Source organism: Alteromonas sp. 07-89-2 (assembly GCF_013113925.1).
Taxonomy (GTDB): Bacteria; Pseudomonadota; Gammaproteobacteria; order Enterobacterales; family Alteromonadaceae; genus Alteromonas; species Alteromonas macleodii.
In genome coordinates this window covers 160889-173704 of record NZ_VTYM01000004.1, presented here as the reverse complement: position 1 = coordinate 173704, position 12816 = coordinate 160889, and the positions used below count along the sequence as shown (strand labels likewise).

The 12816-nt window shown below is 44.3% G+C and carries 9 protein-coding genes and 8 tRNA genes; 4 read left to right on the top strand and 13 right to left on the bottom strand.

Annotated features, from left to right (window positions below):
* Positions 1-26: 26 nt before the first annotated feature.
* The 13 genes from hupB to F0261_RS04590 form a co-directional block, all read right to left on the bottom strand.
* On the bottom strand, positions 27-299 hold the full coding sequence (gene hupB, locus F0261_RS04650; protein WP_012518978.1) for a nucleoid-associated protein HU-beta: 273 nt from the start codon (positions 297-299) through the stop codon (positions 27-29).
* 322 nt (positions 300-621) lie between these two features.
* A complete protein-coding gene (gene lon, locus F0261_RS04645) occupies positions 622-2973 on the bottom strand; it encodes an endopeptidase La (RefSeq protein ID WP_014950145.1) in 2352 nt (783 codons plus the stop codon).
* 341 nt (positions 2974-3314) lie between these two features.
* Positions 3315-4589: an ATP-dependent protease ATP-binding subunit ClpX gene (gene clpX / locus F0261_RS04640; RefSeq protein WP_014950146.1), complete on the bottom strand. Its 1275-nt coding sequence runs from the start codon at positions 4587-4589 to the stop codon at positions 3315-3317.
* A gap of 74 nt (positions 4590-4663) precedes the next feature.
* Positions 4664-5293, bottom strand: a complete 630-nt coding sequence (gene clpP / locus F0261_RS04635; protein ID WP_014950147.1) for an ATP-dependent Clp endopeptidase proteolytic subunit ClpP — start codon at positions 5291-5293, stop codon at positions 4664-4666.
* 98 nt (positions 5294-5391) lie between these two features.
* Entirely contained in the window at positions 5392-6696 is a 1305-nt protein-coding gene (gene tig / locus F0261_RS04630; RefSeq protein ID WP_039216909.1) for a trigger factor, read from the bottom strand.
* A 346-nt stretch (positions 6697-7042) separates the two neighbouring features.
* A tRNA-Pro gene (locus F0261_RS04625) sits at positions 7043-7119 on the bottom strand.
* A 42-nt stretch (positions 7120-7161) separates the two neighbouring features.
* Positions 7162-7246, bottom strand: a tRNA-Leu gene (locus F0261_RS04620).
* A gap of 7 nt (positions 7247-7253) precedes the next feature.
* A tRNA-His gene (locus F0261_RS04615) sits at positions 7254-7329 on the bottom strand.
* Between the two features lie 169 nt (positions 7330-7498).
* Positions 7499-7575 (bottom strand) — tRNA-Pro (locus F0261_RS04610).
* Between the two features lie 42 nt (positions 7576-7617).
* A tRNA-Leu gene (locus F0261_RS04605) sits at positions 7618-7702 on the bottom strand.
* A gap of 7 nt (positions 7703-7709) precedes the next feature.
* A tRNA-His gene (locus F0261_RS04600) sits at positions 7710-7785 on the bottom strand.
* Between the two features lie 88 nt (positions 7786-7873).
* Positions 7874-7950 (bottom strand) — tRNA-Arg (locus F0261_RS04595).
* 24 nt (positions 7951-7974) lie between these two features.
* A tRNA-Pro gene (locus F0261_RS04590) sits at positions 7975-8051 on the bottom strand.
* A 345-nt stretch (positions 8052-8396) separates the two neighbouring features.
* Between F0261_RS04590 and folD the strand changes: the two genes are divergently transcribed.
* From folD to F0261_RS04570, 4 genes are all read left to right on the top strand, one after another.
* Positions 8397-9251: a bifunctional methylenetetrahydrofolate dehydrogenase/methenyltetrahydrofolate cyclohydrolase FolD gene (gene folD / locus F0261_RS04585; RefSeq protein ID WP_014950149.1), complete on the top strand. Its 855-nt coding sequence runs from the start codon at positions 8397-8399 to the stop codon at positions 9249-9251.
* A gap of 105 nt (positions 9252-9356) precedes the next feature.
* Positions 9357-9935 (top strand): DUF1415 domain-containing protein, encoded by a 579-nt coding sequence (locus tag F0261_RS04580; protein WP_039216901.1) that lies wholly within the window; start codon positions 9357-9359, stop codon positions 9933-9935.
* 238 nt (positions 9936-10173) lie between these two features.
* The gene (gene tsaA / locus F0261_RS04575; protein ID WP_171337335.1) at positions 10174-10893 is read left to right on the top strand and encodes a tRNA (N6-threonylcarbamoyladenosine(37)-N6)-methyltransferase TrmO; all 720 of its coding nucleotides are present in this window, start codon (positions 10174-10176) and stop codon (positions 10891-10893) included.
* A gap of 182 nt (positions 10894-11075) precedes the next feature.
* Positions 11076-12794 (top strand): proline--tRNA ligase, encoded by a 1719-nt coding sequence (locus F0261_RS04570; RefSeq protein ID WP_171337334.1) that lies wholly within the window; start codon positions 11076-11078, stop codon positions 12792-12794.
* Positions 12795-12816: the final 22 nt, after the last annotated feature.

Below are 12816 nucleotides of genomic sequence, written 5' to 3'. Positions count from 1 at the left end.
ATCGCCTTTTTCTATAATTTTTGTGCTTAGTTACAAGCGTCTTTCAGTGCTTTACCAGCTTTGAAAGATGGAACTTTCGCTGCTGAAATCTGAATAGTCTCACCAGTTTGTGGGTTGCGGCCACTGCGAGCTGAACGTTCGCGAACTGAGAAAGTACCAAAGCCTACTAGTGCAACTTGGTCGCCGTCTTTAAGTGCCGCAGTTACTGAGTCAGTGAATGCGTCAAGAGCGCGGCCAGCAGCTGCTTTAGAAATGTCTGCACCAGCAGCGATTTGGTCGATAAGTTGAGACTTGTTCACAATTATGATCCCCTTCGATTGTTATTATACTGTTTGTCCAAAACGATTTTGCTTGAACGTTATAGCAAGCTTGATTGTTAACATCAAGCTTCAGTCACAAATAATTAACTTTATTAATGAATCGCTGCAATCCCTTTTGTGGCAAGGCTTCAAGCGAATACCACTTAAAGGTAACACAACTTTTGCGACTTGAAAGCCCTAATTTTAAAAAAATCAGGTTTTCTTTCGCCCAATGCACATTTTTTGTTCAATTATTGCAATTTTATAGCAAAAAAACGGCTACACGCCTTTAAAAACAAAGGATTGTAGCCCGTCGATTAAGTTATTTTTTAACCACCTTGACGCTTTCTACAGGTTCCTGCAGTGCAATATCAAGAACTTCATCAATCCACTTAACCGGATGGATTGATAAATCTTTCTTCACGTTGTCTGGAATTTCTTCCAAATCACGCTCGTTATCTTTTGGAATAACGACAGTTTTAATGCCGCCTCGATGCGCAGCTAATAGTTTTTCTTTAAGTCCACCAATAGCAAGCACCTCACCACGTAGGGTGATTTCACCGGTCATAGCTACATCGCACTTCACAGGGTTACCCGTAAGTGACGAGACAAGTGCAGTGCACATAGCAATACCTGCGCTAGGGCCATCTTTCGGCGTAGCACCTTCAGGTACGTGCACGTGAATATCACGTTTCTCGTAGAAGTCATCGTTTATGCGAAGCTTTTCTGCACGACTTCTTACCACCGTCATAGCAGCCTTAATAGACTCTTGCATGACATCACCTAACGAACCCGTTGATGTCATTTTGCCTTTGCCCGGAACCGACGTTGTTTCAATGGTCAGTAAGTCACCACCTACCTGCGTCCAAGCAAGTCCTGTAACTTGGCCAATTTGATTGTCTTTGTCCGCTTTACCGTAGTCAAAGCGTTGAACGCCAAGATAGTCCTTAAGGTTATCCTGAGTTACTACTACTTTGTCTTTGCTCTTCTTAAGCAAAATATCTTTCACGGCTTTACGGCATACCTTCGATACTTCGCGCTCTAAGCTACGAACCCCGGCTTCACGGGTATAGTATCGAATCATACCGATAACGGCAGAATCGGTAATTTCCAACTCCTTCGCTTTAAGCCCATTGCGTTCCATTTGCTTACCAATTAAATGGTTCTTTGCAATGTTGAGTTTTTCATCTTCTGTGTAGCCAGATAGACGAATCACTTCCATACGGTCAAGTAATGGGCCTGGAATATTCATGCTATTAGAGGTGGCTACGAACATAACGTCTGACAGGTCGTAGTCGACTTCCAGATAATGATCACTAAAGCTATTGTTTTGCTCTGGATCTAGTACTTCAAGCAGCGCTGACGCAGGGTCGCCTCGCATATCTGATGACATCTTATCGATTTCATCAAGTAAGAAGAGCGGGTTTTTAACCCCTACTTTCGCCATTTTTTGAACTAGCTTACCTGGCAATGAACCAATGTAGGTACGACGGTGACCACGGATTTCAGCTTCGTCACGTACGCCACCTAGTGCCATACGCACATATTTGCGACCTGTCGCTTTAGCTATCGACTGGCCTAATGAAGTTTTACCTACACCTGGAGGACCAACAAGACACAGAATTGGGCCTTTTAGCTTCTTAACACGCTGCTGAACGGCTAAATACTCAAGAATGCGCTCTTTCACTTTCTCAAGGCCGTAGTGGTCTTCGTTAAGCACACCTTCTGCGCGGGAAAGATCTTTCTTAACCGGCGAGCGCTTGTTCCACGGCACGTTAGTCAACCATTCAATGTAGCTTCGAAGCACGGTAGCTTCTGCAGACATTGGTGACATCATCTTAAGCTTTTGAAGTTCAGCTTTCGCTTTATCTTCCGCTTCTTTAGGCATTTTAGCGTCGGCTATCTTTTTAGATAACGCTTCAAATTCGTCAGGTGCGTCATCCAGTTCACCCAACTCTTTCTGAATGGCCTTCATCTGCTCGTTCAAATAGTACTCGCGCTGGCTCTTTTCCATTTGCTTTTTAACGCGGGTACGAATTTTCTTTTCGACCTGCAGCAAATCAATTTCGCCTTCCATCAGCGCCATCAGATATTCAAGACGCTCATTGACGCCCTGCATCTCTAACACTTTTTGCTTTTCAGTAAGCTTAAGAGGCATATGTGCAGCCATGGTGTCGGCTAAACGAGGCGCATCTTCAATGCCATTTAGTGATGTCAGTACTTCTGGTGGAATTTTTTTGTTTAGCTTTACGTAGCCTTCAAACTGAGAAACCGCAGAGCGAATAAGCACTTCTTGTTCACTCTCATCAATCTCTTCATCAGTTTGTTTGTCTACATTAGCAACAAAGAACGGCTCTGATTGCTTATAGCTTTCAATTTCACCGCGTACACTACCTTCTACCAGCACTTTAACCGTACCGTCGGGTAGCTTTAGAAGTTGTAGGATAGTAGCAATAGTACCGACGGTATAGATGTCGTCCGCTTCAGGCTCATCTACGCCAGCGTCTTTTTGTGCTACTAGAAAAATTTGTTTGTCATTATCCATTGCCGCTTCTAGACAACGAATTGATTTCTCACGCCCAACAAATAGGGGTATGACCATATGCGGGTAAACAACCACGTCCCGCAAGGCAAGCACAGGAATTTCAATGCGATTTTCACGCTCAACTGTCATACTTGTTCTCAATTAGTTTGAAATGTCATTTTTATATGGGGATGCAAGAGCAAAGTTCAATCGAAACTTATTAAAGTGCGTTAATTCCTTAACCTTACCTTCCCTGCTCTAGGGCCTGTTGACCTTAGTATAACCATTATCGATTTTGCCTCGAATGGCAATACTAAACGCAAAAATCTAGTAGAAAGGATAGCGAGATTTGTTTTAACCGCTCAAAAATCACCCACTTTCAAGGTATACCCTTTGGTTAAACGTAGATCAGATTAGACAGCGAAGTCTGAAACTTTGGCTGTTAAAAACAAAAAAAGGCCCTAATGGGCCTTTTTTCACAAAACCAGCATCTATTCAGAGGCGGCTTTCTTTTCGTTGCTGTCGTAAATCAAGATAGGTTTTGATTCACCGCGAATAACGGTTTCATCAATAACAACTTTGCTCACGTCTTCCATTGAAGGAAGGTCATACATAGTATCAAGCAAAACCGCTTCAACGATTGAGCGAAGACCACGTGCGCCTGTCTTACGATCCATTGCCTTTTTAGCAATAGCATTAAGTGCATCGTCACGGAACTCTAGCTCTACATCTTCCATCGAGAACAATGCACCATATTGCTTGGTGATTGCATTCTTAGGCTCGCGTAGAATTTGAATTAGTGCTTCTTCATTCAACTCTTCAAGGCTTGTTACTACCGGTAGACGTCCAATGAACTCTGGAATCAACCCATATTTCACTAAGTCTTCAGGCTCAACTTGCTTAAACAGTTCACTGATTTGTTTGCTGTTGTCTTTCGACTTAACCGTAGCACCAAATCCAATACCCGTGTCTTTTTGTGCGCGTTGCTCAATAACTTTATCAAGACCAGCAAACGCACCACCACAGATGAACAATATCTTAGAGGTATCAACCTGCAGGAATTCCTGCTGTGGGTGCTTACGTCCACCTTGCGGAGGAACAGACGCAACCGTACCCTCAATCAACTTTAGAAGCGCCTGCTGTACACCTTCACCCGAAACGTCACGAGTGATAGATGGGTTGTCTGACTTACGAGAAATCTTATCAATTTCATCGATGTAAACAATTCCGCGCTGCGCTTTCTCTACGTCGTAGTCGCACTTCTGCAGTAACTTCTGGATGATGTTCTCAACGTCTTCGCCCACGTAGCCAGCTTCAGTTAGCGTGGTTGCGTCAGCCATGGTGAACGGAACATCAAGCAGGCGCGCTAGGGTTTCCGCTAGCAGCGTTTTACCACTACCGGTAGGTCCTATTAGCAAAATATTACTTTTGCCAAGTTCTACGCCTTCGTGAACGTCGCCATTGCGCAAGCGCTTGTAGTGGTTATATACCGCTACTGATAATACCTTCTTTGCATGTTCTTGCCCGATAACGTAATCGTCTAAGTGAGCATGAATTTCACTTGGTTTAGGTAAAGCGTCCTGCTTTTGCTTAGGCGCGATTTCCTTAATTTCTTCGCGAATGATATCGTTACATAACTCAACACACTCGTCGCAAATGAAAACCGACGGGCCTGCTATTAACTTTCTTACTTCGTGTTGGCTTTTGCCACAAAACGAACAGTACAGTAGCTTGTTATCACCGTCACCGCTTTGCTTATCACTCATTACTTTTGCCTCTGCCTTGCCTGAGCCGAAAACCAAAACGTGCTGTGCACTGGCTCAGGTATACTATAACTATACTACTTAGTTGCGGCTACGTCAGATCGATTTGCTAAAACTTGGTCAACAAGGCCATATTCTTTTGCCTCAGTTGCACTCAAGAAGTTATCACGGTCTGTGTCACGCGCGACTTTTTCATAGTCTTGACCAGTATGGTCCGCCATAAGGCGATTCAATTTCTCTTTAATAGACAGAATTTCTTTCGCGTGAATTTCAAAATCAGATGCCTGACCTTGGAAGCCACCAAGCGGTTGGTGAATCATTACGCGCGAGTTAGGTAGACAGTAGCGCTTACCTTTTGCTCCTGCAGATAGTAGAAAGGCGCCCATGCTTGCAGCTTGGCCCATACATACTGTACTCACGTCTGGCTTTATAAACTTCATCGTATCGTAAATTGCCATGCCAGCAGTTACCGAACCGCCTGGTGAGTTAATGTATAAGAAAATATCTTTCTCTGGGTTTTCAGCTTCTAAGAACAACATTTGAGCAACGATGAGGTTGGCCATGTGATCTTCAACTTGTCCTACCAAGAAAATTACGTTTTCTTTCAATAGGCGAGAATAAATGTCGTATGAGCGCTCACCTTTAGAGGTTTGCTCAACAACCATAGGAACAAGTGCATTCATTGGGTCAAACGGGGTATTAGTCATAGCTACCTTGATTATCTAGCGTTAAAAACAAAAATGCTCGGAAGGCTCCGAGCATTTAAGCAGTTGCTGACAAGTAATGTCAATCAGACAGTAAAAAATTACGCCTGTTTGTTCATAACCTCGTCAAAAGCTTTAGTTACTTCGGTAACTTTTGCTTGCTCAAGAACCCACTCAATAGCTTGTTCTTCTAGTGCAACGTTCTGCATTTGTTGCATAAGCTCTTGGTTGTTGTTGTAGTAATCAACAACTTCTTGCGGATCTTCATACGCTGAAGCAGCAGTTTCGATCATCTCGTTAACTTTAGCTTCGTCTGCTTTAAGTTCGTTCTGCTTGATCACTTCACCTAGAAGAAGACCAATAGATACACGACGTTTAGCGTTGTCAGTAAACAATTCAGCAGGTAGGTCTGGAAGGTTCTGACCACCGCCTTGTTGGCTGAAACGTTGTTTAGCTTGCTCGCGAAGTGCGTTCACTTCTTGATCGATTAGCGCTTGAGGAATATCAATCTCGTTAGCTTCAACTAGCTTAGCAATAACGTCTTCTTTAACTTGCGCTTTTAGCGTTTGATTTAGTTCACGCTGCATGTTCTTACGAACTTCTGCTTTAAGCGCGTCAACTCCGCCTTCTTCAACACCGAATAGTTTAGCAAACTCTTCGTCAACTTTTGGAAGGTTTAGGCCTTCTACTTTCTTAACGGTAGTTTGGAAAACTGCATCTTTACCTTTTAGGTTTTCTGCGTGGTAGTCTTCAGGGAAAGTTACTTCGATAGTCACTTCTTCACCCGCTTTCGCGCCAACAAGTGGCTTTTCGAAACCTGGGATCATGCGCTCTTTACCTAGCTCAAGAGCGAAGTCTTCTGCTTTACCACCTTCAAACTCTTCACCGTCGATAGAACCAACGAAGTCGATGATAACTTTGTCGTCTTTCTTCGCTTTACGCTTAACTTCTTTCCAAGTTGCGTGCTGCTTCTGAAGTGTTTCCATCATGTTATCTAAATCTTCGTCAGTAATTTCTACTACTGGCTTTTCGATTTCGATATCGCTAACACCTTTCACTTCTACTTCTGGGTAAACTTCGAAAGATGCTGTGAATTCTAGGTCCTGACCGTCTTCGTCTTTAGTCAGTTCAAACTTCGGCATACCAGCAGGCTGAATTTTTTCTTGAATCACAGCTTGGTAGAAGTTTTGCTGCATAACATCGCCAGCAACTTCTTGGCGAACAGCTTGGCCGAAACGCTTTTTGATTACGCTTACAGGAACTTTACCTGGACGGAAGCCGTTGATGCGTTGTGTTTTTGCCAACTGCTGTAGGCGTGACTTAACTGCTGAATCAACCGTGTCAGATGGAACGGTGATAGTAAGACGGCGTTCTAAACCCTGGGTCGTCTCGACTGAAACTTGCATTATGTTACCTCAACTATACGCCTCTATAGGCGTTTTGTTCTCAATCCCCTCTCCCGTCATGCATTGATTGCATATCACTCCGGGGTAGAGGTCGTTATTCGACGTTTATAAAATCAAAGTTAGGACACGAAGTTGTGTCAAAAAGCCAACCTGAAACAAACGTACTGGTTAAAAAAAGACGCGGTAGTATACAGCCGCATACCACAAGAGTCGAGAGGCAAACACAAGTTTGTAACAACCATTTGAACGCATTTTGACCAAATAGCGAAACTAATAGCCTAAATAGCGAAAAAGACGGAATTTATGCGAATTTATTGAGCAATGAATAAAGAGGAGAGAAAGATAATGGTCGGTGAGACAGGATTTGAACCTGCGACCCCTTGTACCCAAAACAAGTGCGCTACCAAGCTGCGCCACTCACCGACAGATATATCTTTTTGAAAAGCCCTGCGAGAGCTTTAAATATGGTGCGGAAGGAGAGACTTGAACTCTCACGCCGTGAAGCACTGGAACCTAAATCCAGCGTGTCTACCAATTCCACCACTTCCGCGAAAAAGTGGGGTGGACGATGGGACTTGAACCCACGACAACCGGAATCACAATCCGGGGCTCTACCAACTGAGCTACGCCCACCACAGTAATCCTGTTCAGACTTATGTGTAAATTGAGAAACACATAAGCGCCTACCGAGCTGTCAGGATCTTACATAGCTACTCGGTAGTTAATGTCGACTCATACCCTAGCCCATAGATGATTTATCACTCTTGGCTAGAAGTATTTACTGAATCGAAGAAAGCATAAATGGTCGGTGAGACAGGATTTGAACCTGCGACCCCTTGTACCCAAAACAAGTGCGCTACCAAGCTGCGCCACTCACCGACTAGAATGCTTACATTAAGCTTTTGATAAAGCTTGAAAATATGGTGCGGAAGGAGAGACTTGAACTCTCACGCCGTGAAGCACTGGAACCTAAATCCAGCGTGTCTACCAATTCCACCACTTCCGCAAAAAAGTGGGGTGGACGATGGGACTTGAACCCACGACAACCGGAATCACAATCCGGGGCTCTACCAACTGAGCTACGCCCACCATAGGGTGTGTTTGCAATTTACACGCTTTATTTTAGCAGTGTAAATACGAAAATTCAGCCTTGCTATCAGGACCTACCTGACTCGCATGGCGCGCCCGGCAGGATTCGAACCTGCGACCCACGGCTTAGAAGGCCGTTGCTCTATCCAGCTGAGCTACGGGCGCTTGGCGAATCTTCGCTGCAAAAAGTGGTCGGTGAGACAGGATTTGAACCTGCGACCCCTTGTACCCAAAACAAGTGCGCTACCAAGCTGCGCCACTCACCGACTGTCGTACCGACCTTGAAGCGTTAGCCTCTGTGCCGTTACGGGGTGCGAATATTACTGACATCCCCCCACCTCGTCAAACACTTTTTTAAATAAAATCATCAACCGCTCACAAAGCATCCATTCTCACGTTTTTTTGAACAATTACCCTTGTATTTACCTATTTTTAGCCTAGGTTTGCGCTTCTTTTAAGGGTAAGCATCAGGCTTTCCATTAACGGATGTTTACGTTGAACATTTGTGGCGAATAATTGCAGAGCAATAACTACTAGAGTATTAGTCCTATTTTATGAAACAATATAGGGCACTTGTTGACCACCCAACCATATAAGAATCGTACAAGACTATGACCGCCCATCTTATTGACGGCAAACTAATTGCCAAACAAGTTCGCCAACACGTAACCTCCTATGTTGAATCGCTTACGCAAGCAGGTAAAAGACAACCAGGCCTAGCCGTTGTCCTTGTTGGCAGTGATGCAGCTTCTCAAGTTTATGTTTCCAATAAACGTAAAGCGTGCGAAGAAGTGGGGTTCGTTTCTCGCTCTTTCGACCTTCCTTCTGATACCACAGAAGAGACCTTGCTAAATTTAGTGGACGAGCTAAACGAAGATAAAGAGATAGACGGAATTCTGGTACAGCTTCCTTTACCTGCAGGGTTAAATGCAGAAAAGGTACTTGAACGTATTCACCCTCATAAAGATGTCGACGGATTTCATCCATACAATATTGGCCGCCTTGCACAGCGTATTCCTGCACTACGTCCCTGCACGCCAAAAGGCATCATGACCATGATAGAGTCAACCAAGCGCCCTGTAAAAGGCTTGGACGCGGTCATTGTAGGTGCGTCGAATATTGTGGGGCGCCCTATGAGCCTAGAACTGCTTTTAGCAGGCTGCACCGTTACTACCTGTCACAAGTTTACTCAAGACCTTAAAAGTCACGTTCAACGTGCAGACCTACTGGTAGTCGCTGTAGGTAAACCGAACTTTATTCCTGGTGACTGGGTAAAACAGGGCGCGATTGTCATTGATGTAGGTATTAATCGCGTTAATGATGGTTCACTTGTTGGCGATGTTGATTTCGAAAAAGCGAAAGAGCGCGCAGGCTGGATAACCCCCGTTCCAGGCGGTGTTGGGCCGATGACAGTAGCCAGTTTGATAGAGAATACGCTGGAAGCTTACGTAAAATATCATTCTTAAAGCACAAATAGTTCAACCAAAATGTTAGGCAGAAATCAAATTTCTGCCTTTTTATTTTATACTTCGCTCACGTTGAACACAGACTCAAACTGACCTACACCTTTTATGGCAGAACCAACATCTCCTTTATGGGAACAGCACGTAATTGATGCAACGCTTAAATGGGTTGACGACATTGTGATAAAGCACAACTTTTGTCCCTTTGCACGCTATGTAAGAACACCTCACCAAATTCGGTGCGTGGTAATTGAGGGCGATGCTGGAAATGTCGTTCAATCGCTATACGATGAGTTGCGGCATTTAGAAGAGAACGAAACCACCGCTACAACACTAATTGCACTCACACATTCAACCCTTGCTGATTTCAACGAATATCTCGATGTTTTGGCTATCAGCGATAATATGCTGCACGACTGGGGATACAGCGGCACTTACCAACTTGCCAGCTTCCACCCCAATTATGTATTCGACGGTAGCGACGTAGACGATGCTGAAAACTATACCAATCGTTCACCCTACCCGCTTTTCCATTTGATTCGTGAAGCTGATATCACACGCTACATGAAAAAAGAAGAGGATGCCGAAAAGATATTCAGCCATAACATTGAAAAAGCACGGACGCTTGGGTGCCCTTACTTTGAGGGTGTGTTAGACACGCTTAAAAAAGATAAGCCCGCTCGATAAAACACGTGAAGCTTACCTTTTTTGTGCAATGTAAAAAACACGCACTAAAAAGAGAATAAGCTCGTGATGCGAGCAGGCCCAAAGTATTGGATTACTCCAGGGAACCCAAATAAGCAGCTCCTTATAACAAGCAGGATGTTTATTTGGCTCAAGCTTTCACTTGAAACGTTACTTTACCTGCAAATTATGTGAGTAATATGACAACGTTACACATTTTCGACTTCGTTAAGGCTAAAACGTGAATACCCACAATTCATTTTCTCTCGAGGCGATAGCGACCGTCGCTACGCCTTTCAAGCAAAAGTTTGCTATTCCAAGACAGCCCAACTTGGCTAACGCCCAAGGTGTTATCACCTTCAAAGAAGGCTTTAACGATATCAATATGCTCAAAGGGATAGAGAATTACAGTCACCTGTGGCTGCTTTTTATTTTTCACCAAAACATTGAACGCGGTTGGAAAAATACGGTGAAAGCCCCTCGTCTAGGTGGTAATGCAACTATGGGCGTACTGGCAAGTCGCAGTACCCACCGACCTAATGGGATTGGCATGTCTGTGGTGAAAAACAAAGGTGTGGTTAGCAGTAATGGGCAGACACAGTTAGTGGTTGAAGGGGTAGATTTAGTCGACGGCACACCACTTGTCGATATCAAGCCCTATATCGCGTACGCTGATAGTGTTCCTAGCGCCAGCGATAATCTTGATGACATTAACCCCATACCCAATCGCGACGTTTCATTCGCCGATACAATCCAGCCCACACTTGCTGAAATAGAGAAAAAGCACCGTGGTTTTTCTGCCTTGGTGACTGCGGTACTGTCCCAAGACCCTCGCCCAGCCTATAAACAGCATATTGAAAATGATGAGAAAACCTACCGCGTGACGCTATATGATATTGATGTGGGGTTTGAAATAAGAGATGCCGCCGTTAAGGTGACCGAACTGGTTCATTTAGGATAATTACACTATTAGTGTTAACAGTCTGTGGCGAAATAGCTCACAGTTAATTAGAATACGCCCAAACGTGTGACACCTTATCTCGGTTCAAGCATTTCGCAATGTTTTGTTTTGCGAATTGCCGTTTGCGAAAGAGCATCACACTAACCGTCATAAATACATTTATAACAGGATACCTGCTTTACATGCGCACTAGTCAATATTTGCTTGCCACGCAGAAAGAAACACCTGCAGATGCAGAGGTTATCAGCCACCAGCTTATGCTAAGAGCTGGTATGATCAGAAAGCTTGCCTCGGGTCTATACACATGGTTGCCATCTGGTCTTCGTGTACTTAATAAAGTAGCCAATATTGTTCGTGAAGAAATGAACAAAGCAGGCGCGATTGAAGTGCTAATGCCCGTTGTTCAGCCCGCAGATCTGTGGGAAGAATCTGGACGATGGGAGGAATACGGCCCAGAGTTACTTCGCATTAAAGACCGCCACCAGCGTGATTTCGTATTAGGCCCAACACACGAAGAAGTTATTACCGCGCTTGTGCGTAATGAAATTAGCAGCTACAAGCAGCTTCCACTCAATCTATACCAAATTCAGACTAAATTCCGCGACGAAGTGCGCCCCCGTTTCGGCATTATGCGTGGTCGTGAATTTACCATGAAAGATGCGTACAGCTTCCACTTAGAAGACAGCTGTTTAGAAGAAACGTATCAAAAAATGTACGACGCTTACTGCAATATATTCTCGCGTATGGGCTTAGACTTCAGAGCAGTCATTGCCGACTCTGGATCTATTGGTGGTAATCACTCTCACGAATTCCACGTACTTGCCGCATCAGGTGAAGACGATATCGCTTTCTCAAGCGATAGTGATTACGCAGCCAATGTTGAAATGGCTGAAGCTGTTGCGCCTGAAAAAGCTGTCGCATCGGGCGCTGCAGTTGAGACTAAAGATGCCAAAGGCAAAGATTTCAATGCCATCTTAAAAAGCGTAGAAGCCGAAGTGACAAACGCGGTTAAAGTCGTAGTAGTGAAAGCCGCTAATGATGTAGACAGTAAAGGCGAAGAAGTAGTTTCTGATAAATGGGTAGCCCTTGTACTTCGTGCTGATCATGAGCTTAATGATGTAAAAGCAGAGAAGTTAGACGGCGTTGCAAGCCCGCTTGTTGAAGCATCATTTGAACAAGCAAAAGATATTCTTGGCGTATCACCATTTTTTGCTGATGCAACCAACCTGCCTGTACCCGCTTTTATTGACGCCAGTGCAGCTGCCCTTGCTGACTTCACTACGGGCGCAGGCGCAGGCGGTAAGATAAATATTAACGTAAACTGGTCTGAAGATGTTACTGGCGTTGATATTCGCAACGTTGTAGCAGGCGATGCATCTCCTGATGGGAAAGGCACGCTAGATATTAAACGCGGCATCGAAGTGGGTCATATCTTCCAGCTTGGCAGCAAGTATTCAGAGGCCATGAACTGCGGCGTACTAAGCGAATCAGGTAAGCACCAAACCTTAACTATGGGTTGTTACGGTATAGGCGTATCTCGAATTGTTGCGGCAGCTATCGAGCAAAACCACGATAAATTTGGCATAAAGTGGCCAGATCCTATTGCACCGTTTAAAATTGCATTAATACCAATGAATATGCATAAGTCTCATCGTATTAAAGAAGCAGCGGAAGCGCTTTATGAAGAGCTTGTTGCCCTTGGCGTAGAAGTGTTGTTTGACGACAGAAAAGAGCGTCCGGGTGTCATGTTCAATGATATGGAATTAATTGGCATACCTCACAGCATTGTTATTGGTGAAAGAAACCTAGATAATCAACAGGTTGAGTATAAGAATAGACGTACTGGTGAAAAGCAGTTGTTAGATATTAGCGCAGCAAAGGACTTTGTAGCCGCACTCTAGCGCCTGATCTCGCCGATTAGAA

Excerpts from the sequence above, each read along its gene's own strand:
- lon (WP_014950145.1), bottom strand. The coding sequence starts at position 2,973 with ATGACAGTTGAGCGTGAAAATCGCATTGAAATTCCTGTGCTTGCCTTG.
- clpX (WP_014950146.1), bottom strand. The coding sequence starts at position 4,589 with ATGAGTGATAAGCAAAGCGGTGACGGTGATAACAAGCTACTGTACTGT.
- clpP (WP_014950147.1), bottom strand. The coding sequence starts at position 5,293 with ATGACTAATACCCCGTTTGACCCAATGAATGCACTTGTTCCTATGGTT.
- tig (WP_039216909.1), bottom strand. The coding sequence starts at position 6,696 with ATGCAAGTTTCAGTCGAGACGACCCAGGGTTTAGAACGCCGTCTTACT.
- folD (WP_014950149.1), top strand. The coding sequence starts at position 8,397 with ATGACCGCCCATCTTATTGACGGCAAACTAATTGCCAAACAAGTTCGC.
- F0261_RS04580 (WP_039216901.1), top strand. The coding sequence starts at position 9,357 with ATGGCAGAACCAACATCTCCTTTATGGGAACAGCACGTAATTGATGCA.
- F0261_RS04570 (WP_171337334.1), top strand. The coding sequence starts at position 11,076 with ATGCGCACTAGTCAATATTTGCTTGCCACGCAGAAAGAAACACCTGCA.